At 65.0% G+C, this 21,388-nt stretch carries 19 protein-coding genes; 8 read left to right on the top strand and 11 right to left on the bottom strand.

Annotation, left to right across the window (positions count from 1 at the left end):
- The first annotated feature begins 99 nt into the window (after positions 1 to 99).
- The 3 genes from KSS93_RS17670 (at position 100) to KSS93_RS17660 (ending at position 3,679) form a co-directional block, all read left to right on the top strand.
- A complete protein-coding gene (locus KSS93_RS17670; protein WP_217885268.1) occupies positions 100 to 1,236 on the top strand; it encodes an HlyD family secretion protein in 1,137 nt (378 codons plus the stop codon).
- Positions 1,226 to 2,734 (top strand): MDR family MFS transporter, encoded by a 1,509-nt coding sequence (locus tag KSS93_RS17665; protein WP_217885267.1) that lies wholly within the window; start codon positions 1,226 to 1,228, stop codon positions 2,732 to 2,734. Before KSS93_RS17670 ends, KSS93_RS17665 begins: the two co-directional genes overlap by 11 nt.
- Positions 2,735 to 2,902: 168 nt before the next feature.
- Complete coding sequence (locus KSS93_RS17660; protein ID WP_217885266.1) at positions 2,903 to 3,679, top strand: AraC family transcriptional regulator; 777 nt, start codon at positions 2,903 to 2,905, stop codon at positions 3,677 to 3,679.
- A 139-nt stretch (positions 3,680 to 3,818) separates the two neighbouring features.
- Here KSS93_RS17660 and KSS93_RS17655 read toward each other — a convergent pair whose 3' ends face one another.
- The 3 genes from KSS93_RS17655 to KSS93_RS17645 all read right to left on the bottom strand — a co-directional run bounded on the left by KSS93_RS17655 (position 3,819) and on the right by KSS93_RS17645 (position 7,146).
- Positions 3,819 to 4,655 (bottom strand): bifunctional allantoicase/(S)-ureidoglycine aminohydrolase, encoded by an 837-nt coding sequence (locus KSS93_RS17655; RefSeq protein WP_217838981.1) that lies wholly within the window; start codon positions 4,653 to 4,655, stop codon positions 3,819 to 3,821.
- 132 nt (positions 4,656 to 4,787) lie between these two features.
- Positions 4,788 to 6,152, bottom strand: coding sequence for an LLM class flavin-dependent oxidoreductase (locus tag KSS93_RS17650; RefSeq protein ID WP_217885265.1), 1,365 nt, complete (start codon positions 6,150 to 6,152; stop codon positions 4,788 to 4,790).
- A 13-nt stretch (positions 6,153 to 6,165) separates the two neighbouring features.
- The gene (locus KSS93_RS17645) at positions 6,166 to 7,146 is read right to left on the bottom strand and encodes an aliphatic sulfonate ABC transporter substrate-binding protein (RefSeq protein WP_217885264.1); all 981 of its coding nucleotides are present in this window, start codon (positions 7,144 to 7,146) and stop codon (positions 6,166 to 6,168) included.
- Between the two features lie 218 nt (positions 7,147 to 7,364).
- Here KSS93_RS17645 and KSS93_RS17640 point away from each other — a divergent pair, with 218 nt between their 5' ends.
- Positions 7,365 to 8,273: an NHL repeat-containing protein gene (locus tag KSS93_RS17640; protein ID WP_217885263.1), complete on the top strand. Its 909-nt coding sequence runs from the start codon at positions 7,365 to 7,367 to the stop codon at positions 8,271 to 8,273.
- A 1-nt stretch (position 8,274) separates the two neighbouring features.
- Here KSS93_RS17640 and KSS93_RS17635 read toward each other — a convergent pair whose 3' ends face one another.
- Positions 8,275 to 9,159, bottom strand: coding sequence for a DMT family transporter (locus KSS93_RS17635; RefSeq protein WP_217885262.1), 885 nt, complete (start codon positions 9,157 to 9,159; stop codon positions 8,275 to 8,277).
- A gap of 216 nt (positions 9,160 to 9,375) precedes the next feature.
- Between KSS93_RS17635 and KSS93_RS17630 the strand changes: the two genes are divergently transcribed.
- Complete coding sequence (locus tag KSS93_RS17630; protein ID WP_217885261.1) at positions 9,376 to 10,188, top strand: substrate-binding periplasmic protein; 813 nt, start codon at positions 9,376 to 9,378, stop codon at positions 10,186 to 10,188.
- 2 nt (positions 10,189 to 10,190) lie between these two features.
- Here the strand turns inward: KSS93_RS17630 and KSS93_RS17625 are convergent, their stop codons facing one another.
- Positions 10,191 to 10,451: a hypothetical protein gene (locus KSS93_RS17625; RefSeq protein WP_217885260.1), complete on the bottom strand. Its 261-nt coding sequence runs from the start codon at positions 10,449 to 10,451 to the stop codon at positions 10,191 to 10,193.
- Positions 10,452 to 10,792: 341 nt separating this feature from the next.
- Between KSS93_RS17625 and KSS93_RS17620 the strand changes: the two genes are divergently transcribed.
- Positions 10,793 to 11,971 carry an integrase core domain-containing protein gene (locus tag KSS93_RS17620; RefSeq protein WP_217884504.1) on the top strand — a complete coding sequence of 393 codons (1,179 nt, stop codon included), beginning with the start codon at positions 10,793 to 10,795 and terminating at the stop codon, positions 11,969 to 11,971.
- Between the two features lie 752 nt (positions 11,972 to 12,723).
- On the opposite strand, the gene cuyB is transcribed toward KSS93_RS17620, so the two are convergent.
- Complete coding sequence (gene cuyB, locus KSS93_RS17615; RefSeq protein WP_217885259.1) at positions 12,724 to 14,166, bottom strand: cysteate racemase; 1,443 nt, start codon at positions 14,164 to 14,166, stop codon at positions 12,724 to 12,726.
- 10 nt (positions 14,167 to 14,176) lie between these two features.
- Positions 14,177 to 15,448, bottom strand: a complete 1,272-nt coding sequence (locus KSS93_RS17610) for a dicarboxylate/amino acid:cation symporter (RefSeq protein ID WP_217885258.1) — start codon at positions 15,446 to 15,448, stop codon at positions 14,177 to 14,179.
- A 179-nt stretch (positions 15,449 to 15,627) separates the two neighbouring features.
- On the opposite strand from KSS93_RS17610, the gene KSS93_RS17605 reads away from it, so the two are divergent.
- Positions 15,628 to 16,533 (top strand): LysR substrate-binding domain-containing protein, encoded by a 906-nt coding sequence (locus tag KSS93_RS17605; protein WP_217885257.1) that lies wholly within the window; start codon positions 15,628 to 15,630, stop codon positions 16,531 to 16,533.
- A gap of 332 nt (positions 16,534 to 16,865) precedes the next feature.
- Positions 16,866 to 17,153: a DUF6555 family protein gene (locus KSS93_RS17600; RefSeq protein WP_217885256.1), complete on the top strand. Its 288-nt coding sequence runs from the start codon at positions 16,866 to 16,868 to the stop codon at positions 17,151 to 17,153.
- Here KSS93_RS17600 and KSS93_RS17595 read toward each other — a convergent pair.
- The 4 genes from KSS93_RS17595 to KSS93_RS17580 form a co-directional block, all read right to left on the bottom strand.
- Positions 17,134 to 19,332, bottom strand: coding sequence for a GAF domain-containing hybrid sensor histidine kinase/response regulator (locus KSS93_RS17595; RefSeq protein ID WP_217885255.1), 2,199 nt, complete (start codon positions 19,330 to 19,332; stop codon positions 17,134 to 17,136). The two genes, KSS93_RS17600 and KSS93_RS17595, sit on opposite strands and share 20 nt — an antisense overlap.
- Before the next feature lie 114 nt (positions 19,333 to 19,446).
- The gene (locus tag KSS93_RS17590) at positions 19,447 to 20,010 is read right to left on the bottom strand and encodes an NUDIX hydrolase (RefSeq protein WP_217839110.1); all 564 of its coding nucleotides are present in this window, start codon (positions 20,008 to 20,010) and stop codon (positions 19,447 to 19,449) included.
- A 2-nt stretch (positions 20,011 to 20,012) separates the two neighbouring features.
- Positions 20,013 to 20,765 (bottom strand): GntR family transcriptional regulator, encoded by a 753-nt coding sequence (locus KSS93_RS17585; RefSeq protein WP_217839109.1) that lies wholly within the window; start codon positions 20,763 to 20,765, stop codon positions 20,013 to 20,015.
- 90 nt (positions 20,766 to 20,855) lie between these two features.
- Entirely contained in the window at positions 20,856 to 21,245 is a 390-nt protein-coding gene (locus KSS93_RS17580; RefSeq protein WP_012314144.1) for a carboxymuconolactone decarboxylase family protein, read from the bottom strand.
- Positions 21,246 to 21,388: the final 143 nt, after the last annotated feature.

Raw genomic sequence — 21,388 nt, 5'->3', positions numbered from 1 at the left:
AGCGATTGTCCATTTTGCGACGATGGGCTGCCAATTCGCGCGCGAACGACAACTGCAAATTGCTTACGCTGGCACACCCCCATCGGACGGAGCCCCAGCATGAACCAGGCGGTCAGCCCAGACCCGCAACACGACCTCGCCCAACGCCACGCGGCCCGCCGCCAGCGCATTCTGCGCCTGGGCCTGGCTGGTGCAGTGGGTGTAGCGCTGCTGGCCTACGGCGCCTACTGGTGGCAGGCCGGGCGCTTTCTGGAGCAGACCGACGACGCCTACGTGCGCGCCGACTGGGCACCGGTCAGTGCCCGGGTCAGCGGCTATGTGGCTGAGGTGGCGGTGGCCGACAACGCCAGGGTCAAGGCCGGCGATCTGCTGGTGCGCCTGGATGCCCGGGACTTTCGCGATCGCCTGCGCCAGGCCGAGGCACGTCTTGCGGTCAGCGAGGCGGCGCTCGAGGTGCAGCGCCTGCGCCTGCGTACCTTCGCCGCCGAGCAGGCCGAGCAGGTTCAGGCCATCGCCCGGGCAGACGCCGAGCGCGGCGGCAGCCGTGGCGAGGCGCAGCGTGCCGAGGCGGACTGGCAACGCTACCAGCGTCTGGCCGAGTGGCAGGCGGCCAGCGTGCAGCGCATGGAGCAGGCCCGCGCCACGCGCATCCAGGCCCACGCCTTGCAGCGCGCCGCCGACGCCGAACTGGCTCGCCAGCATGCCCATAAAGCGGTGCTGGCGCAGCAGGGCAGGCAGCTCGAAGCGCAACTGCAGCAGCGCCAGGCCGATCTCGACCAGGCGCGGGCCGAAGCTGACCTTGCCCGCAGTGCCTTGGCCGATACCGAAATCCGCGCGCCGTTCGACGGTGTGGTGGGCCAGCGCAAGGTCCGTCAGCAACAGTACGTGACACCGGGGCTGCCGCTGCTGGCGGTTGTGCCGGTCGAGCAGGCTTATGTTGTGGCCAACTTCAAGGAAACCCAGCTCGCGCACCTGCACCCGGGCCAGCCGGTCACCCTTGAGGTAGACACCTTCGGCCAGCACTGGCGCGGTACCGTCGACAGCGTTTCGCCTGGCTCTGGTGCGGTGTTCGCCTTGCTGCCGCCGGACAACGCCACCGGCAACTTCACCAAGATCGTCCAGCGTTTCCCGGTGCGCATCCACCTTGAGCCGGAGCCTGCCGGTGCGCCGCGGCTGTTGCCGGGCATGTCGGTGATCGCCACGGTCGACACCCGCCAGGTGCGCGATGAGCACTGAAGAAAAGGTCTCCACCCGCGCCTGGGTGGCGGTGATCGGCGGCCTGTTCGGCTGCTTCATGGCCGGCATGAACGTGCATGTCACCAGCGCCGCGCTGCCCGAAATCGAAGGCGCGCTGGGGGCCAGCTTCGAGGAAGGTTCCTGGATCTCCACCGCCTACCTGGTGGCCGAGATCAGCATGATCCCGCTGACTGCCTGGCTGGTGCAGGTGTTTTCGCTACGGCGGGTGATGCTGGCGGGCTCGGCGGTGTTTCTGGCAAGTTCGGTGAGCTGCGCCCTGGCGCCCAACCTTGAGACGATGATCGCCCTGCGGGTGTTGCAGGGCGCCTCGGGGGCGGTGCTGATACCGTTGTCGATGCAGTTGATCATCACCGAGCTGCCGGCCAGCCGCCTGGCCCTGGGTATGGCCCTGTTCAGCCTGTCCAACAGCGTGGCCCAGGCGGCTGGCCCGTCGATTGGCGGCTGGCTTACCGACATGTATTCGTGGCGCTGGATCTTCCTGTTGCAACTGCCGCCGGGCCTGGCCCTGCTGGCGGCGGTGGCCTGGTCGATCAAGGGCCGGGCGGGCGACCGCAGCGCCTTGCGCCAGGCCGACTGGCTGGGTATTGCAGCCATGGCACTGGGCCTGGGGGCGTTGCAGGTGGTGCTGGAGGAGGGCGGGCGCAAGGACTGGTTCGACTCGCGCTTTATCGTCGGCTTCAGCCTGGTTGCGCTGATTTGCCTGGCGCTGTTCATCCAGCGCCAGCTGTGGGGGGCGCGGCCGTTCATCAACCTGCGCCTGCTGGGCAGCTACAACTTCGGCGTGTCCAGCCTGGCCATGGCGGTGTTCGGTGCGGCCACCTTCGGGCTGGTGTTTCTGGTGCCTAATTACCTGTCGCTGGTGCAGGGCTACAGCGCCAGCGAAATCGGCAAGAGCCTGATTGCCTACGGCCTGGTGCAACTGCTGCTGGCACCGTTGCTGCCGCGGCTGATGCGCTGGCTCAACGCCAAGCTGCTGGTGGCCAGCGGCTTCGCCATCATGGCCCTGGGCTGCTGGTTGGGCTCACAGCTGACGGTGGATGCCGGCAGCAACGTGATCATTCCCTCTACCGTGGTGCGCGGCATCGGCCAGCCGTTGATCATGGTGGCGCTGTCGGTGCTGGCGGTGAAGGGGCTGGACAAGGCCCAGGCGGGTTCGGCCTCGGCGTTGATCTCGATGCTGCGCAACCTGGGGGGCGCACTGGGGACGGCGTTGCTGACGCAACTGGTGTCGCAGCGCGAGCGTTTTCATTCGGTCAGGGTGGGCGAGACGCTGACCGTGTTCGATGGCGCCTTGCAGCAGCGTTTGCCGGGCGGCCTGGTGGACCCGCAGTCGCCTGAGGTGATGCAGACGCTGGCATTGATCGACCAGAGCGTGCGTGAACAGGCCTACCTGATGGCGTATTCCGATGCGTTCTACCTGTCGTGCGTGGCCTTGCTGGGCTGTGCGCTGGCGGCGTTGCTGCTGCGTAGCCGCTGAGGCAGGCCCGCCCTCATCGCCGGCAAGCCGGCTCCTGCATGCCCTGAAGCTGATGCGGTCCCTGTAGGCGCGGCTTTAGCCGCGAACACCGGCAAAGCCGTTGCCATCCAACGCGGCACAATGAATGTCACGCTATGATGCCCCTCCACCTGTCACCGACCCCAGCCAATGACCCGCCCGATCATCCTCCCGCTCGCCGAGAACTACCGCCACGGCGAACACATCGCCCCGCATTGCCACGACCGCGCGCAGCTGATCCATGCCATCAGCGGGGTGATCACGGTCAATACCCTGGAGGGCAGCTGGGTGGTGCCGCCCGGGCGCGGGGTCTGGGTGCCGGCAGCCTGCGAGCATGAGCTGCGCATGTCGGGTGTGGTGCGCATGCGCACCTTGTTCGTCGATGCCGCCGCGCGCCCGGGGTTGCCGGCGCTGTGCCAGGTGATCGATATTTCGCCGCTGCTGCGCGAGCTGATCATCCGCGCCATGGACATCACCCCGGGGTACCCGCTGGATGGGCATGAGGCGCGCATCATGGCGCTGATCCTCGATGAGATCCGCGTGTTGCCGGTGCTGGCCCTGCATGTGCCGAGCCCACGTTCGGCGGTGTTGCAGGAACTTTGCGAAACCTTGCGCCTGGCGCCAGCGGAAAGCTGGAGCCTGGGGCGGGCGGCGGGGTTGTGCGGGCTCAGCGGGCGCACCCTGACCCGGGCGTTTCAGCGCGAAACCGGGCTTAGCCTGGTGCAATGGGTACGGCGCATGCGCTTGCTGGCGGGGCTTGATGCGCTGGCGGCAGGGCGCTCGGTGCTTGAGGTGGCGCTGGACCAGGGGTATGACAGCCCCAGTGCGTTCAGTGCGATGTTCAGGCGCACGCTGGGGGTTTCGCCTTCGGTGTACTTCGGGCGGGTGGGGAGTGCCGGGGCGGGGGGCGTTGAGGGCGGGAGCTGACAAACAAGGGCCGCTTTGCGGCCCATCGCGGGCAAGCCCGCTCCTACAGGGGCCGTGTTTGCCGTGGGCATTGCACCATCCTGTGGGAGCGGGCTTGCCCGCGATGGGCTGCGCAGCAGCCCCGGGTTTTACGCCTGCATCAACGCTGCGGATTGAGCGTCAGGTGCACGTGACGGTTCACGTCCTTGTACAGCAGGTAGCTGAACGGGCCTGGGCCGCCGGAGTAGCAAGCTTGCGGGCAGAACGCGCGCAGCCACATGAAGTCGCCGGCTTCGACCTCGACCCAGTCCTGGTTCAGGCGGTATACCGCCTTGCCTTCCAGTACGTACAGGCCGTGTTCCATGACATGGGTCTCGGCGAACGGGATGACGCCGCCCGGCTGGAAGGTCACGATGTTCACGTGCATGTCGTGGCGCATGTCGGCCATGTCGACGAAGCGGGTGGTCTTCCACGCACCTTCGGTGCCCGGCATTTCGATGACGGTGGCGTTGTCGCGGTGGGTGACGAACGACTCCGGCACCGGCAGGCCTTCGACCTTCTGGTAGTGCTTGCGCAGCCAATGGAAGGTGACGTTGGCCTTGCTGTTGTTGCGCAGGCTCCACTCGGCGCCCGGGGCCAGGAAGGCGTAGCCACCCGGTACCAGGGTATGGTGTTTGCCTTCGACGGTGATGTCGATTTCGCCTTCGACCACGAACAGTACCGCTTCGGCGTTCGGGTCCAGCTCAGGGCGCTCGCTGCCGCCTTCAGGGGCAACTTCGACGATGTACTGCGAGAAGGTTTCGGCAAAGCCGGTCAGCGGGCGGGCGATGACCCACATGCGCATCTTGTCCCAGAACGGCAGGTGGCTGGTGACGATGTCACGCATCACGCCCTTGGGGATCACGGCATAGGCTTCGGTGAACATGGCACGGTCAGTCAGCAGCTCGGTTTGAGCCGGGTGCCCACCGTGGGGGGCGAAGTAGGATGGTTTCGACATGAACGGTCTCGGCTTGTTGTTCTCTCCCCATGCCTTGGACCACACCGGCCGGTGCGTGCAGGGGATGCACGGACAGCATAAGAGCGCGCCCGTGGCATCCACAAATTAAATGTTGAAATACTCCGTATTCAATTACTGAATGCTGACCTGGCGCCCGGCATGGCCTTCATCCAAGCGGTCGCCCTGGCCGAACAGCTTGTGGCGCAAGGTGCCGTCCTGGTAGGCAGTGGGGTAGCGGCCGCGGCGTTGCAGTTCGGGCACCAGCAGCTCGACCACGTTGTGCAGGTCGTCCGGTTGTACGGCGTAGGTCAGGTTGAAGCCGTCGATACCGGTTTCGTCGAGCCAGTGCTCCAACTGGTCGGCGACCTCGCTGGCAGCGCCCACCAGCACCGGCCCGCGGCCACCCAAACCGACAAACTCGGCGGCCTCGCGCACGCTCCAGCGCCGGTTTGGGTCGGCGGCGGTGAAGGCGGCCAGGGCAGCGCGGCCGGCGTCGTTCTCGATGTATTCCAGCGGTGCGTCCGGGTCCAGCCCGGCAAGGTCGATGCCGGTCCAGCCCGACAGCAGCGCCAGGGCTGCGTCCAGGTCGACGTAGCGGCGGTATTCGGCAAAACGTGCCTCGGCCTCGCTGCGGGTGGGTGCGACGATCAGCAGCGCCTGGGCATAGATGAGCACCTGCTCACGCCCGCGCCCGGTGGCTTCACTGGCCTGGCGAATGCCGTCGGCGTAGCGGCGCAGCACCGTGGGCGTCGGCCCGCTGATGAACACGCATTCGGCATGGCGGGCGGCGAACTGCTGGCCACGCGCCGATGCGCCGGCCTGGAACAGTACCGGGGTACGTTGCGGCGAGGGCTGGCACAGGTGCATGCCGGGCACCTGGTAGTACTCGCCCTGGTGGTTGATCGGGTGCACCCGCGACGGCTCGATATAGCGCCCGGTCTGCCGCTCCAGCACTACGGCGTCGTCGTCCCAGCTGTGCTCCCACAGTTTGTACAGCACCTCGAGGTACTCCTCGGCCAGCTCGTAGCGCTGGTCGTGGCCCAGTTGGCGCACCTGGCCGAGGTTGCGTGCGGCGCTGTCGAGGTAGCCGGTGACGATGTTCCAGCCCACCCGACCGCCGCTCAGGTGGTCCAGGGTGGACATGCGCCGGGCGAAGGGGTACGGGTGCTCGTAGGTCAGCGAGAAGGTCACGCCGAAGCCCAGGTGGCGGGTCACCCCGGCCATGGCTGGTACCAGCAGCAGCGGGTCGTTCACCGGCACCTGCACGCCGCCGCGCAGGGCCGCCTCGGGCCCGCCCTGGTAGACGTCGTAGATGCCCAGTACATCGGCGATGAACAGCGCATCGAACAGCCCGCGCTCCAGCAGCCGGGCGAGGTCCGCCCAGTACTCCAGGCGGTTGAAGTGCACGCTGGTGTTGCGTGGGTGGCGCCACAGGCCCGGGGACTGGTGGCTGGCGGCGTTCATGCTGAAGGCGTTGAAGCGGATCTGGCGGGGCATCGTCACATCCTTGTCAGGGCAGCACGGCAGTGGGGTACACCGCCTCGGCCACATCGAGCTTGCGCGGGATCAGGCCCAGGCCCTGGAAGGTGTCGGCCAGCTTCTGCTGTTCGGCGACGATCTGCGGGGTGATGGCCACGGCGTTGTAGTTGCGCCGTTCGCTGGCCACCTCCAGCACGCCGGCATTGATACCCAGTTGCGGTGCCAGCAAGGCGGCGACTTCGCCGGGCTTGGCGTTGGCCCACTGGCTGACCTTGCCCAACTCGGTGAAGAAGGTCTTGAGCAGGTCGCGGTGCTGGTCGGCGAACGCGCTGGTGGACAGGTAGAAGGTGCGGTTGTTGGACAGCCCGCTGCCGTCGCGCAGGTTCTTAAGGCCCGGCTGGGCCTCGGCGGCGGCAAGGAACGGGTCCCACAGGGTGACGGCCTGTACGCTGCCCGACTGCAGTGCGGCCACGGCGTCTGCAGCATTGTTGACGTAGGCGGGGGTGATGTCCTGGTAGCTCAGGCCGGCCTGCTCCAGGGCCACGGCCAGCAGGTACTGGGCGTTCCAGCCGCGGCCGGTGGCCACGCGCTTGCCCTTGAGGTCCTCGACCTTGGCGATGTGGTCCTGTTCGCGCACCACCAGGCCGATGCCGCGTGGGTAGGGCTGTTCGGCGGCGAGGTACACCACCGGCTTGCCGGCGGCCTGGGCGAACACCGACGGCGCATCGGCGGCATGGCCCAGGTCGATGGCACCGGTGCTCAGGGCCTCGAGCAGTTGCGGGCCGGCGGCGAACTCGTGCCAGCTGACTTTCACCCCCTGCGGCGCCAGTGCTTTTTCCAAGGCTCCGCTGCTTTTGAGGATGTTGATGCTGTTGAATTTCTGGTAACCGATACGCAGGGTTTTGCCGTCGTCGGCAACGGCGTTGGACCAGGGCAGCAGGGCGCTGGCGACGGCGGCCAGCAAGCCGCCGAGCAGCAGGCGGCGCAGGGGAGAGAAGGCACGGGCAGGCACGGTGAAGCTCCTTGTATGGGGGCAGTTGGCGTGCTTTGAGCCTAAGGAGGAAGCAGGGAGGTTTTCAATTTTTTTATGCTTAATTGTTAGATTGTTTTGTTATTTTTATATCCTTTTGTTTGCATGTGTGCCGGGAATTTGGATCCACGACATTTTTTTCACATCGCCTTGCTAGCATCGCGGCCACTTTTTGCAGCAACTTTGCAGGAACCGAACCGATGATCAATGCCTTGCGCAAGCGTGGTATCCGTTTGGCCCTGGCCACCAGTGCGGGCTTGGTGGCCAGCACCCTGGGCTTTTTTGCCTGGCAGACCTACTACCCGGTACAGGCCGCCGACGGCTGGGGCGTGCAAGTGCTGCACGACTCTCTGGCCAAGGCCGCCTCGCTGCTGCCCGAGGCCGATGGCAGCCTGCTGGTAAGCCGTGAGCTGCGCGATGGGCGCGGCAGCATTGTGCGCATCACCGCCGAGGGGGACCGGGTGGTGCTGATCGATGGCCTGTCCAAGCCCGATGGCATGGTGGCGGTGGCTGGCGGCTGGGCGTTCAGCCAGGAGGTGGGCGGGGCGCCGGTCAGCATTTCGCGCAATGGCCAGGTATTGGCGTTGTTTCAGGGCAACAACGTGCAAGGGCTGTACAACGATGGCGACCACCTGTACGCCATCGAGGACCGCAAGGGCGATGGCCGGCTGATGCGCTACGACTGGCGCAGTGGCGAGTTGGATGTGCTGCGCTCGGGCCTGACCGAAACCGAAGGCCTGACCCGCTGCACCGACGGGCGCCTGCTGTACACCGAAAAGGCCAATGGCAAGGTACGCGCCCTGAACCCCGAAGGTGAGGACCCAGTGGTGGTCGAAGGGCTGAACAACCCCACCTTCCTGTATTGCGACCAGCGCGGGCTGTGGATCAGCGAAGATTCCACCCACCGTGCGCGGCTGCTGCGCATTACTGGCGACGGCACCCGCCACACCGTGCTCAGCTACCTGAAAGCACCGCAGGCCATCGTGCCGGATGGCAAGGGCGGCTACCTGCTCGCCGAAGGCGGGCGGGACCGGGTGCTGCGTCTGACGCCGCCAGCCGAACAGCGCACCGCGCAAGTCGAACGGGCCACTGCGCAGCCCGGTAGCTGAATCAGCTCGGCAGGCGTTTGCGCCGGCCGGGCAGCAGGCCCAGCACCAGCATGCAGCCGAGCATGATCACCAGGGCGCCCAAGGCCTGCAGCCAGCTCAGCGCCTCGCCCAGAAACAGCGCGCCAACCAGCACCGCCACCAGGGTGACCACGAATTCGACGCTGATGGTACGGGTGGCGCCGATGCGCTCCACCAGGCCGAAATACAGCACGTAGGTGGTGGCGCTCATCACCGCGCCGCTGATGGCCAGGTACAGCCAGTCGATGGCCTGGGGCGCCTGCGGCACCGGCACCACCAGCAACAGCGGCAAGGTCAGCAGGCCGCCTGCCAGAAACGCGCCGCCGGTGACTGTCCACGGGTCCTGGCCGCGCAGGCGCAGGCTGGCGTAGTTGCTGCCGAACGCTGCGCACACGCAGCCCAGCAGCGAGGCGATGCAGCCGTGGATGAAGTCCTCGGTCACCGCCTGGGCCGGGAAGCCCACCAGCATGACGATACCCACCACCCCCAGCAGCAGCCCGGCCAGCCCTTGGTGGCTGATTTTTTCGATACCCCAGAGCCTGCCGATGATCATCGAGAACAGCGGAATGCTGGCGACGAAGATTGCCGCCATGGCCGTGCCGATGCGCGGGGTGGCATAGGAAAGCCCGATCAGTTGCCCGGCCACGGTGGTGGCGCCCACCACCAGCAGCGGCCACAGCAACGGCCGCAGCTTCAATGCCCGGCCCAGCAGGGCGGCCAGCACTGCCAGGGTGCCGCCGGCAATCAGCGCGCGCAGGCTGACCGCGCCGACCCAGCCAAAGGCGTGTACCACCTTCAGCACCACCAAAAAGGAAAAGCCCCAGGCCACGGCCAGGAACAGGTAGGCGGCAAGGTCGCGCGGTTGCATCGGCAAGGGTCCATCCAGCTGGGGGAGCGGCAGGCTAGCGCTGCAAGGAGAGCCAGATCAAGCGGCATGCGGGCAATCCGAATGAGTGCGTGGCGAATGGCCATTTCTGGTGCACACTATTTGGACTGTGCAGTTTATGTGAGCGTTCGTGGACGTGGGCTGTCCAGATAGTAGCGCTGTCATTTTCATCAACCAATCGGTAGTGCGAGGATCGCGATGAGTGCACGGAGTTTGTGCCATTCGATGGGGTTGGCGCTGGTCATCGCGTTGTTGCCCACGCTGGCCACGGCGCAGCAGGCTTGCCAGCACCTGACCGCTACCGGCAACCCCGAGTACCCTCCCTACCTGTGGCGTGACCCGCAAAACCCCCAGCAATTGATCGGTGCCAATGCCGACCTGCTCCGGCATGTGGCCGATGAGCTGGGGCTGGTGGTGGATGTGGTGTATGTCGGGCCGTGGTCGCGCGCCCAGGAAGAGGTCAACAGTGGGCGCATCGACATGATGGCGGGCTACTTTCGCACCCAGGCGCGGGAGCAGTTGATGGATTTCGTCAGCCCGCCGTTCCTGTTCAACTCCAGCGTGGTGTGGGTGCGCCAGGGCGAGGCATTCAGCTATAGCGACTGGGCCGACCTGCAGGGGCGCCGGGGCGGTACCTTGGTCAACAACAGCCATGGCCAGGCGTTTGACGACTACGCCCGCGAGCACCTGGACCTGGAGGCTGTACCCAGTGCCACCCAGGCCTTCGAGAAGTTGCTGCTCAAGCGTAACGACTACGTGATTTTCGAGCGTTACCCGGGCCTTGCCCTGGCTCGCACCTTGGGCCGGGAGCAGCGTTTGCAGGTGCTGGAGCCGCCGATCTCCAGTGAGGGGTTGTTCCTGGCGTTGTCGCACAAGTCGGCTTGCAATGTACCGGCGTTGCGTGAGCAGTTGGCGCGCAAGATGAAAGAGCTGGCGGCCGGGCCCTTGCCTGAGCAACTGGTGGCGCAGAACCTGGAGCGCTGGCAGCGTCAGCAGCAGGGCGGGCAGTAGGGTCAGCTTTTACATTTGGCCAGCACCACCTGGCAGGTCTTGGGCGTGCCGCCGGAGCGCCCGGCGTAGCGCATGCAACTGTCCAGAGACTTGCGGCTGGCGCTGGCCAGGGTCGGGCCGAAGGCCAGGCCGCCTTCGGTGCTGGGCAGGGCCTTGGCGTAGCAGTTGGCGCCTTGGGCGGCGTAGCGTTGGGTGGGGGTTGAGGAGCAGCCGGTCTGGAGCAGGGTGAGGGCTAGCAGGGTCAGGGGGAGGGTGGTGTTCATTGCAATGCCCCTTGAGTGGGTGTTTGGTGGTTTAGCCGTTTCGCTTGTCAAGGGTACATGGTTGGGGGTGGTTGCTGTAGGTGGTGGTTTGCTGGAGATGGTTTTTTTATGTGGCATGTGTTTGGTTATTGATTGTTGATTGTTTTGAAAGTTGTATGCGCATTCATTATTTGTAGTGACGCTTATTCACCTTTCCGCCCTTACGGCGGGTAACTTTTTGAAGGATCAAAAAGTCACCAAAAAATCCTCGCGGTATGACTCACCCACATGGGTTACAAATCAGTTCACGCACATAGGTAACAGTTTTTAACTGGCATGGTCGGTTTTTCGAGGATCTGACCATGCCTTGGCGAGAGCTGAAACCTATGGACATGAAAGTGCTTTTCATCGCTGACTATCTCCAGGGGGCGCCTAGCTTCAGCGCCCTTTGCGAGGCCTACGAGATCAGTCGAAAGACCGGTTACAAATGGGTCGAGCGTTTCGAGAAAGCTGGCCCAGCAGGCCTAGAGGAACGTAGCCGTCGCCGGCTGACGCAAGATTGGGTTGTACCCGTCGCCGTTCGCGAGGCCATTATCGAATTACGCGGCAAGGGCCAGACGGAGCCTGGGCCCAAGAAGATCCAGGCCGCATTGCAGGAACGTTTTCCTGACCAGGCGCCTCCCTCCAAGACAACGATCTACAACATCCTCAAGAAAGCCGAGCTGATCAAGCCGCGGCGCCTGCGTCAGCGCGTAGCGGTCTATCCCAAGCCGCTTGAAAAGGCGGAGTCGCCCAATCAGCTCTTCACTGCGGACTACAAAGGCCAGTTTCTGACAGGAGCTGGGGTCTGGTGCTATCCGTTGACGATCATGGATCACGCCAGTCGCTTCTTGCTCGCGTGCCACAGCATGGCCAATACGAACTTTCTGGAGACACAGGCTGTGTTCACTGAGGTCTTTCGTGAAAACGGGCTACCTGAACGTATCCGGACCGATAACGGCGTGCCGTTTGCCAGTAAAGGGCGTGCAGGGCTCTCCCAGCTGTCCATCTGGTGGCTGCGCCTAGGCATCATTCCTGAACGTATTGCGCCTGGCAGACCGGAGCAAAATGGTCGGCACGAGCGTATGCACCGAACACTCAAAAGTACGCTTCCGTCACCGCCCGCAGTGGCTTGGGAGGCTCAACAACGGCACTTCGACCGCTTCCGGCAACACTACAATTACGAGCGGCTCCACGAAGCACTGAAGCAGAAAACACCAGCGTCCTGCTACCAGCCTTCGCCACGCCCGTTCCCGGAAAAACTACCTGAAATGACTTACCCCAGTCATATCGAGAGCCTGCCAGCTGATCGCAGTGGCATCGTCAACCGCCGGGGTTTGAGGATCTATGTAGGTTACGTGCTCAAGCATCAGACCATTGGGCTGGAGCAAGTCGGGGATGGGGTGTGGGATGTTATTTTCGGCCCAATCATTCTCGGCAGGATCGATGAGCGAGATGCCGATGATGGTTATGTAACACTTCAGGTGTTGTCACCTATGTGAGCGAACTTTTGTGTAACCCATGTGGGTGACCCGTACATCGCTCCATTCATCCGGCCCCTGCGCTTCGCTCCGGGGTTCCCTCACTCCGGGCTTGCTCCGGGGGTACGCGCCGACGGGCCGTCCCTGGCCCGATCGGCGCTCGACCGGCATCCATGCCGGTCGCCCCCCTACGCAATCCCTGCGTTCGGCCTCCTGAAGTCGCGAAGTTAGTGGCGGCGCCTGGGCTGGCGCAGCTAACCGCTAGTTGCCACCGTGGGACCTCAGGATTTAATCGCGGGGCAAGCCCGCTCCCACGCCAGAAGTTGGTGCGCACAACTAGCGTGGGGCGGGCTTGCCCCGCGATGGCGTTAGAACAAACAACACATCAATAACAATCAAACCAACATCCCAGCTCTTGATCTGGCTCTTGATCTTGCTTCTAAGTGCGCGGTAGTTCAGACAACACAAATCGCGACTTCAGGAGGCCGAGCGTAGGGATTGCGTAGGAGGGCGACCGGCATGGATGCCGGTCGAGCGCCGATCGGGCCAGGGACGGCCCGTCGGCGCGTACCTCCGGAGCAAGCCCGGAGCGAGGGAACCCCCGAAGCGCAGCGTAGGGGGCCGGATGATGGGAGCAGGGCGGCTTTGGTTACTTTGGCCGCGACCAAAGTAACCCGCCGTAAGGGCGGAAAGGTGACGAAAAGCCGCCATCGTCAACGAATGCGCATACATCTCCAAAAGCAATCACCATCAAATCCCGAACCCGAACCCAATCAGGCCAAAGCCAACCCCACACAACACCGCGCCAGCACATCAGTAGGGTCCACCAGGGCCACCATCCGCCCCCCGATCCGGTAGCTCTGCGCCTGCGGCAACACCAACGGCAACTCCGTACACCCCAAGATCAAAACCCCGGCCCCCCGGCTCACCAGGTGCTCCGCCGCAGCCAGCAGGTCTTCCCGGCACTGGCCGTCGACAAACCCCGCCTTGACCCCCCTCTCGCCATAAATGGCCCGCATCACCCGCGCCTGCGCACCCTCATCCGGCACCAGCAACTCAAGCCCGGCAGCCGCCGCGACCGAGTGGTACACCCGGCTGGCCAGGGTACCGGAGGTGGCCAGCAGCCCGATCGCCACCCCAGCTCCATATCGGCGGGCAATGAAGGCGATGGTCTCCGCCGGCATGTGCACGATGGGCACCTGCAACTGCCCTTGAATCCGCTGCACATAGGCATGGGCCGTGTTGCAGGGGATGGCGATGGCATTGGCACCTTCGCATTCCAGGCGCTTGCAGGTAGCGTACAAGGCCACCGTGGGGTCGGCCTCGCCGTGCAGCAAGTTGGCAGTGCGGTCGGGGATCTGCGGGTTCTGCTCCACCACCATGCGGATATGCTCCTGGTCACGCCCGGCCGGAGTGTTGGCCACCACCTTGCCCATGAAGTCCACCGTCGCCGCAGGCCCTACGCCGCCAACGATGCCAAGGCGAAACGGCGCCCGCCCGCTGACTGCATCACTGGCGCCGGCGAACTCGGCGTACACCTGGTTCACGTCCACGCAGTCCAGGCCGCGTCGGCGCAGGTCGGCGGCAATCAAAGACAGCTCGGTCATGCCAGGCAACAGCAAGGTCGCGCCCTGGGCGGCGAGGTCCAGGCAGGCCTGGTGCACCTGCTCCAGCGCCACGCCTTCGCAGTGCCCGGCCTTGATCCCGGCAGGGCCGTACACCGCATCCATCAGCCGTGCCTGGTTGTCGCTGGACGGGTAGACCAGCTCGTAGTGCGCTGCAAAGTGCCGCTCGAACAGGCCGGCGCCGCGTACATAGTCCGAGGTCAGCACCCCCAGCCGGGCGCCCGGGGCAACCCGGCTGGCCACGTGTTGCTGCAGCGCCGCAAGCATATCTACCACCGGTACCTGCAGCTCGGCGCGCAACTCGTTGATGAAGGTGTGGCTGGCAAAACACGGCAGCAGCACGGCATCGGCGCCGCTGGCGGCGAAGGCCTGGCACAGGCGATACACGTATAGCTTGCGCGAGGTCATGCTGGCGCCGTGCGCCAGCGGCAGGGCGAGGTCGTTGAATGGTTGCTGCTCGAACACCAGGCGGTAGCGGCCCTGGTCGGCCAGTACGGCGTCGCTTTTGAGCAGCTTGAAAAACAGGTCGCCGCCGGCCAGGGAGCCGAGGCCGCCAATGATGCCAAGGGTGCGGGGGGAAGGTTGGTTCATGCAGGCAGGCTCAGGCAGTTTGCGGGTTGGCTTGGGCGGCAGGGGCTTCGCCGTGGCGCTCTTCCAGGCGCGCGATCACCGCGGTGGCGATGCTGTTGCCCACCACGTTGGTGGCGGTGCGGCCCATGTCGAGGAACTGGTCGATGGCCAGAATCAGCAGCAGGCCCGCCTCGGGCAGGTGGAACATCGGCAGGGTGGCCGCGACCACCACCACCGACGCCCGGGCCACCCCGGCCATGCCCTTGCTGGTGACCATCAGGGTCAGCAGTATCAGCACCTGCTGGGTGAACGACAGCTCGATGCCGTAGGCCTGGGCGATGAACATGATGGCGAAGGCCTGGTACATCATCGAACCGTCGAGGTTGAACGAGTAACCCAACGGCAGCACGAAGCTGGACACGCGCTTGGAGGCGCCGAACTTTTCCAGCGCATCGATGGTTTTCGGGTAGGCCGACTCGCTGCTGGCGGTGGAGAACGCCAGCAGCACCGGCTCGCGAATCAACTTGCCCAGTTGCAGCACCGGGCGCCCGAGGAACAGATAGCCCACCCCGAACAACGCCGCCCACAGCAGGGCGATACCCACGTAGAACTGGCCAATCAGCTTGCCGTAGTCCAGCAGCAGGCCAATGCCCTGGGTGGTCACCGCTGCAGCCAGTGCGGCGAACACGCCCACCGGGGCGAACATCATCACGTAGTCGGTGATGCGGAACATTACCTTGGCCAGGTCGTCCACCAGCGCACCGATGCGCTCGTCGCCCTGCTTTTTCACGTAGGCCAGGGCCAGGCCGAAGAACAGCGAAAACACCACGATCTGCAGGATCTCGTTGTTGGCCATGGCCTCGGCGATGCTGCGCGGGAACACGTGGCTGATGAAGGTATTCAGGCTGAAGTCGCCGGCATTGACGGTGACCGCGCTGGCCGCCTGGGCATGCTCGACGCTCAGGTTAAGCCCGGCGCCTGGCTGGAACAGGTTGACCAGCAGCATGCCCAGGGCCAGGGAAAACACCGAGGCGCTGACGAACCACAGCATCGAGCGCAGGCCGATGCGCCCCACCGAGCCCGAGTTGCCCAGGCTGCCGATACCGGCCACCAGGGTGGCGAACACCAGCGGGGCGATGATCATCTTGATCATGCGCAGGAAAATATCGGTGACCAGGCTGAAGTAGCCGGCAATTTCTTTTGCAGCGTCGGGGCTGACCGCGAAGCGGTTGCAGGCCCAGCCGACGAGGATGCCTAGGCCGATGGCCACGGCGATGTAGCGGGGGAGCTTGTTGTTATTCATTGTTGACCTCGATGGGGGTTGGCACGCCGAGGGGCGGCATGGGCAGGTTACGGCGAGGGCAACGGGCAGATGATGAGGATGCGCCATAGTTCGATGCAAAATCGTCATAGTTGCTGACTGGCTGCGATGGGCGGCTAAAATCAGCCAACCCCCATGAAATCACCCCGCGCAGGCCAAGCATGCAAACCAAGTGGATAGACGACCTGCTGGCAGTCGCCGAAACCAGCAACTTCTCCCGCGCGGCCGAAATTCGCTGCATCACCCAGTCGGCGCTGTCGCGGCGCATTCGCTCATTGGAAGAGTGGGTGGGGGTAGAGCTGGTCGACCGTGGCACCTACCCGGTGCAACTGACCCAGGCCGGGCGCACCTTCTGCGACGAAGGCCGCGACGCCCTGGCGGCGTTCATGGACCTGCGCTCATCCCTGCGCCGCGGCGAGCGCATGCCGGGGCGCTCGATCCAGGTGGTGGCCGGGCACACCTTGTCGATGACCTTCGTGCCCAAGTGGTTTGCCGAGTTTCAGCGGCGCAACGGCTACTTCAACGCCCGGGTGCTGGCGGCCAACGTGCAGGAGGCTGTGATCGCGCTTGCAGAGGGCGGCTGCGATTTGATGATTGGCTACAGCCACCCGCGCGCACCGATCTTTCTCGACCCGGACAAATTCGTTGGCCTGCGCCTGGGCACTGATGCGCTGTTTCCGGTGTCGGCGCCGGACAGCCAGGGCCGGCCGCTGTTCAGCCTGCCGGGCACAGCGGCTGAGCCGATCCCGTACCTGGGCTACACCGCCACCTCGTTTCTGGGCCGGGTGGTGGATGTGATCCTTCAAGACCAGGCGGCGCCCGCGCAGCTCAAGCGCTTTTACGAGGCCGACATGGCCATGCACCTGCTGCGCATGGCCCGTGAAGGCTATGGCATTACCTGGCTGCCGGAGTCGGCGGTGGAGGAGGAACTGGCCGCCGGCCGCCTGGTGCGTGCTGGCGGGGCACAATGGGAGGCATCGCTTGAGATCTGGTCGTTCCGCTCCATCGGCAACAGCAACCAGACCATGCTCGAGCTGTGGAAGTCGCTGGAGCGGGAGGTGCGCTGAGCGCTATACCCGAGGGTCGACTTGCCCAAGCAGCAAGCACCGCGGGGCTTGGCACGGGCTTTGCCCGTGTTCGCGGGCAAGCCCGCTCCCACAGGGATCGCGCCAGCTTTTAGAAATTGAGCAAGACAGTTGCTTCCACAAGGACTGCATAAGCTTGACGCCAGCGCCGTATCTGTAGGAGCCGGCTTGCCGGCGATCAGGCCGGTTCAGGCAGCACAAGAAATTGCCCACAGACAGCCTGTTACGCGCCAGTCACTGTCCCCTTGAAAATCCGAATGAATTTTTCGCAACCCGCCCGGCTCCATAGCTTGCGACGTTTGAGGAGGCGAGCAATGGCAGGGCAGCAGTTGTACGTGATCGAGTATGAAATCCATGGGCAGTACCGCACCTTCATCATTCGCCTGGAGCGCATGGACAACGCCGAAGCCTGGCATTGGGCCAGTTGCGATGCCGGGGTGGGCATCATTCCGCGCTTCGGCCAGCAAAAGGTGCGCAAGGTCAGCCGGCCGATGGCCGAGCGCTACGGCCTGAGCAACGTGCGCTGGCGGCCGACCGGGCAGGGGCCGGAGTTCGTCGCCCCGGCCATCGATGTGAAGAAGTTCAACTCACCGTCGGGTTGACGGGTTCGCCCAGCACCTTGCCGAGCAGGCTGCACACCTGCTCGGCAGAATACGGCTTGGCCAGGAATTCGAAGCCCTGGTGGCCGCCTTCGGCGATCGCCTCGCTGTAGCCGGAGGTGAGGATCACCGGCAGTTGCGGATGGCTGCGGCGCAGTTCGCGGCCCAGCTCCAGGCCGCCGATACCGGGCATCACCACATCGGAAAACACCGCATCGAAGGCGCTGTCGGCGCTGGCGATCTGCGCCAGGGCGTCCTCGGCGCTGGTCGCCCAGCTGATCTGGTAGCCGTGGTCGCGCAGTATCTGCGCGGTGAAGCTGCCGACATCGGCGTTGTCTTCCACCACCAGGATGCGCCGGCGCTGGCCGTGGGGGGCGGGCGTGGTGCCGGGGCAGGGCGGCTCGCTGGCGGCCTGGGCCACCTGCGGCAGGTACAGGGTGAAGGTGGTGCCCTGGCCCTCGACGCTGTTCACTTGTACGTCGCCGCCGGACTGGCGGGCGAAGCCGAACACCTGCGACAACCCCAGGCCGGTGCCTTGGCCGGCGGCCTTGGTGGTGAAGAACGGGTCGAAAATGCGCTCGAGCAGGTGCTCGGCAATGCCGACGCCGCCGTCGATCACCGAAATGGCCGCAAACGGCCCGGCCTGGGCCGGCTGGTCGCGCATGGCCGGCAATGGCTGGCCGGCCTCCAGGCGCAGGCGCAGGGTGCCTTCCCCGGCCATGGCATCGCGGGCGTTGATCATCAGGTTGATCACTGCGGTTTCCAGCTGGCCCAGGTCGGCGTGCACGTGGCAGGGCGTAGCCGGCAGTTCAAGCTGCACCTGCACCCGCGCGCCGGTGGCGCTGTCGAGCATCTCGGCCATGGCCTCGAGCCGTGGGCCGGCCTCGAACACCTGCGGGCTCAGGGCCTGGCGGCGGGCGAAGGCGAGCAACTGGCCGGTGAGCTTGGCGCCGCGGTCGACGGTGTCGGCCATGGTCTTGAGGTAGCGGCTGCGGCGGGTCTCGTCCAGGTCGGGGCGCTGCAAAAAGTGCAGCGACGAGCGAATGATGGTCAGCAGGTTGTTGAAGTCGTGGGCCACCCCGCCGGTAAGTTGGCCGATGGCTTCGAGCTTTTGTGTCTGGCGCAGTACGGCTTCGGTGTGCAGCAGCTGGCTGGTGCGCTCTTCTACGCGCTGCTCTAGGGTGGCGTTGAGCGCTTCGAGGGCCGACATCGTCTCGCGCACCTCGGCATGCGCCTGCACCCGCTGAATATGCGCCCAGCAGCGCTCGGTGACTTCGCTGATGAGGGTCTGCTCGTAGCGCGTCCAGGCCCGCGGCGCCTTGTCGTGAATGGCCATCAGCGCGGTCAGGCGGCCTTCCTTTATGAGCGGCATGCAAATGGTAGCGGTGATGCCGATGGCCTGGAAGGTGGCCGAGGCGCGGGCCGGCAATTGCGTCAGGTTGTTGTCGATCACCAACGGCAGGCCGGCGCGCAGGCGGCTGACCGCCAGGCGGCCGAAGTCGGCCAGGTGGTACTGACCAAGCAGGCGCGGCGAGCCCGGCGCCACCCAGTCTCCGCAGATGGTGAAACCGTCCTGGTCGGCGTCCATCACCGCATAGGCGCAACTGGACAGCTGCAGGTGCTCACCCAGCAGTTGCGTGGTGGTGGCCATGATGCGTTCGGGGTCGGTGGCGTTGGCAGCAGCGCGGCCGAGGCTGTCGAGGAAGTTCAGGCGGCGGTTGGCGACCACGCTGGCGGTGGTTTCGGTGACTGTGTCGAGCATGCCTACCACCGCGCCGTCATGGCTACGGATAGGGCTGTAGCAAAAGGTGAAGTAGGCCCGCTCGGGGCTACCGTGGCGTTCGATCAGCAGCGGGAAATCTTCGATGAACACCGCCTCGCCCGCCAGGGCGCGGTGGGCCATGTGTTCGATATCGCTCCAGGCCTCCTGCCACACATGGCTGAACGGCCGCCCAAGGGCCAGCGGCTTGTCGCCGAGAATCTGCGAGAAGGCGTCGTTGTGCAGGGTAATCAGTGAGTCGCCCCACAGCACCGCCTGGGGGAAACGCGAAGCCAGGCACAGGGCGACCGTGGTCTTGAGCACGTCGGGCCAGTTATGCAGCGGGCCGAGGGGGGTGTCGGCCCAGTCGTGGTTGCGGATGCGCTCGGCCATGAGCCCGCCGCCTTCTAGCCATTTCGCCATGATGGATTTGCCGGTCCTTATGCTGGGGCAGGGTGTCAGGGTGCACCCAGACGGGCGGGTTGGCGAGTGATTTGTTGTGGCGAGCCGTGCTCCTGCAGGGTGCTGCGTCTGGTTTCAGCGTATGAAATGCACCTTGCCGCTGTCGTCATTGCCCATATAAATCCCGTACACCCCGGCCTGGCGCTCCAGAATGTACCGCTCGAGAATCTGCCGGATCGCTGGGTAGTAGATCTCCTCCCAAGGAATCTCGTCCGGCTCGAAGAACTTGTAGGCCATGGTCTCAGGCCCGTACTGCCCGGTCTCTTCGGTGGCGATGGCGCGAAAGATGATGTACACCTCGCTGATGTTCGGCACGCTGAAGATCGAGTAGGGCGAGACGATTTCGGCGCGTACGCCGCTTTCTTCCCACACCTCGCGCAGGGCCGCCTGCTCGGTGGTTTCGCCGGCTTCCATGAAGCCTGCGGGCAGGGTCCAGGTGCCGGGGCGCGGGGGGATGGCGCGCTGGCACAACAGGTACTTGCCATCGCGCTCGATGATGCAACCGGCGATGATCTTCGGGTTGATGTAATGGATGTAGCCGCAACCGGTGCAGTGCAGGCGTTCGTGGGTGTCGCCTGTGGGGACGCCCCGGGCCAGTTCTGTGGTGCAGTGCGGGCAGTAGCGCGGGGCGGTGGGCATGGTCAGCGGCCTATACGGGGGTCCTTGAGGGGCAGGGGAGCGACGATTTCGCGGACCTTGGCGTTGTCGTCCTGCTTCTGGCGCAGGTAATCCAGTGCCACTTTCGCAGCGGCGCGCACGTGGTCGACCGAGGCCTGGTGCGCCACCATCGGGTCGCCGCCCTTGATGGCTTCGACGATCTTTTCCATCTCGCGGTTGCTGGCGCCGCGGCGGTTTTCTTGCGAAACCGAGGTGGCGCGCAGGTAGCTGATGCGTGCCTGCAGCTGGCGCAGCTGCTGCGCCGCCACCTGGTTGCCGGAGCCTTCCAGCAGCACGTCGTAGAAGCCTTGCACCGAGTCCAGCACCTGGGCCAGTTCGCCTTCTTCGAGCGCCTCGCGGTTTACTTCAAGGGCGCGCTCCAGGGCGCGGATGTCCTTGCTCTTGGCATTGAGGGTGAACAGCTGGACGATCAGGCCTTCGAGCACGCAACGCAGCTCGTAGATGTCGCGGGCGTCTTCCAGGGTGATGATGGCTACCCGCGGGCCCTTGGCGTCGGCAAATTCCACCAGGCCTTCGGACTCGAGGTGGCGCAGGGCCTCGCGCACCGAGGTGCGGCTGACGCCGAGGCGGTCGCACAGGTCGCGCTCGACCAGGCGATCGCCCGGCAGCAGGTGGAAGTTCATGATCGCGCTGCGCAGTTTGTCGAGCACGATTTCACGAAGGGTGACGGGGTTGCGGTTGACCTTGAAGCTGTCGTCGAGTGGCTGGCGTTTCATCAGGTGCGCTCTTTTATGAGGCTGTTGCGCCAACATCGCGAAGAGCCACGAACCGTGGCGCTCCTTGCAGTGGTTCGAAACAGCCCGTTGTTAACGGGTTGACTCTGCGTCGGCTTCGGCGAACGCCTCACGGGCCAGGCGGAAACTGTCCACCGCCGCAGGTACGCCGCAATAAATACCGACTTGTAGCAGGATCTCGCGAATTTGTTCGCGGCTCAGGCCATTACGCAGGGCGCCGCGAATGTGCAGCTTGAGTTCGTGGGGCCGGTTGAGCGCGGAAATCATGGCCAAGTTTATCATGCTGCGCTCTTTGAGCGACAAACCATCGCGGCCCCAGACATGGCCCCAGCAGTACTCGGTGACCAGTTCCTGCAGCGGCTTGGTGAAATCGTCGGCGTTCTGGATCGAGCGGTTGACGTAGTCTTCGCCGAGCACCTGGGTGCGGATCTGCAGGCCTTTCTCGTACTTTTCGTTGCTCATCTGCCGAAGTCCTTGCACGTGGAATAAAAATGGGGGCCGCAACCGAAGGTGAGGGGGTGTGCGCGGCCCCCGGAAACAGTGGCATCGGCGCTGGCTTCTTCGCGGGTAAACCCGCTCCCACAGGTACTGCACAGGAACTGTGG

The organism is Pseudomonas xanthosomatis (assembly GCF_019139835.1).
Taxonomy (GTDB): domain Bacteria; phylum Pseudomonadota; class Gammaproteobacteria; order Pseudomonadales; family Pseudomonadaceae; genus Aquipseudomonas; species Aquipseudomonas fakonensis.
This window is presented reverse-complemented; position numbering and strand designations above follow the sequence as displayed.

Excerpts from the sequence above, each read along its gene's own strand:
- KSS93_RS17670 (WP_217885268.1), top strand. The coding sequence starts at position 100 with ATGAACCAGGCGGTCAGCCCAGACCCGCAACACGACCTCGCCCAACGC.
- KSS93_RS17665 (WP_217885267.1), top strand. The coding sequence starts at position 1,226 with ATGAGCACTGAAGAAAAGGTCTCCACCCGCGCCTGGGTGGCGGTGATC.
- KSS93_RS17660 (WP_217885266.1), top strand. The coding sequence starts at position 2,903 with ATGACCCGCCCGATCATCCTCCCGCTCGCCGAGAACTACCGCCACGGC.
- KSS93_RS17655 (WP_217838981.1), bottom strand. The coding sequence starts at position 4,655 with ATGTCGAAACCATCCTACTTCGCCCCCCACGGTGGGCACCCGGCTCAA.
- KSS93_RS17650 (WP_217885265.1), bottom strand. The coding sequence starts at position 6,152 with ATGCCCCGCCAGATCCGCTTCAACGCCTTCAGCATGAACGCCGCCAGC.
- KSS93_RS17640 (WP_217885263.1), top strand. The coding sequence starts at position 7,365 with ATGATCAATGCCTTGCGCAAGCGTGGTATCCGTTTGGCCCTGGCCACC.
- KSS93_RS17635 (WP_217885262.1), bottom strand. The coding sequence starts at position 9,159 with ATGCAACCGCGCGACCTTGCCGCCTACCTGTTCCTGGCCGTGGCCTGG.
- KSS93_RS17630 (WP_217885261.1), top strand. The coding sequence starts at position 9,376 with ATGAGTGCACGGAGTTTGTGCCATTCGATGGGGTTGGCGCTGGTCATC.
- KSS93_RS17625 (WP_217885260.1), bottom strand. The coding sequence starts at position 10,451 with ATGAACACCACCCTCCCCCTGACCCTGCTAGCCCTCACCCTGCTCCAG.
- KSS93_RS17620 (WP_217884504.1), top strand. The coding sequence starts at position 10,793 with ATGCCTTGGCGAGAGCTGAAACCTATGGACATGAAAGTGCTTTTCATC.
- cuyB (WP_217885259.1), bottom strand. The coding sequence starts at position 14,166 with ATGAACCAACCTTCCCCCCGCACCCTTGGCATCATTGGCGGCCTCGGC.
- KSS93_RS17610 (WP_217885258.1), bottom strand. The coding sequence starts at position 15,448 with ATGAATAACAACAAGCTCCCCCGCTACATCGCCGTGGCCATCGGCCTA.
- KSS93_RS17605 (WP_217885257.1), top strand. The coding sequence starts at position 15,628 with ATGCAAACCAAGTGGATAGACGACCTGCTGGCAGTCGCCGAAACCAGC.
- KSS93_RS17600 (WP_217885256.1), top strand. The coding sequence starts at position 16,866 with ATGGCAGGGCAGCAGTTGTACGTGATCGAGTATGAAATCCATGGGCAG.
- KSS93_RS17595 (WP_217885255.1), bottom strand. The coding sequence starts at position 19,332 with ATGGCGAAATGGCTAGAAGGCGGCGGGCTCATGGCCGAGCGCATCCGC.
- KSS93_RS17590 (WP_217839110.1), bottom strand. The coding sequence starts at position 20,010 with ATGCCCACCGCCCCGCGCTACTGCCCGCACTGCACCACAGAACTGGCC.
- KSS93_RS17585 (WP_217839109.1), bottom strand. The coding sequence starts at position 20,765 with ATGAAACGCCAGCCACTCGACGACAGCTTCAAGGTCAACCGCAACCCC.
- KSS93_RS17580 (WP_012314144.1), bottom strand. The coding sequence starts at position 21,245 with ATGAGCAACGAAAAGTACGAGAAAGGCCTGCAGATCCGCACCCAGGTG.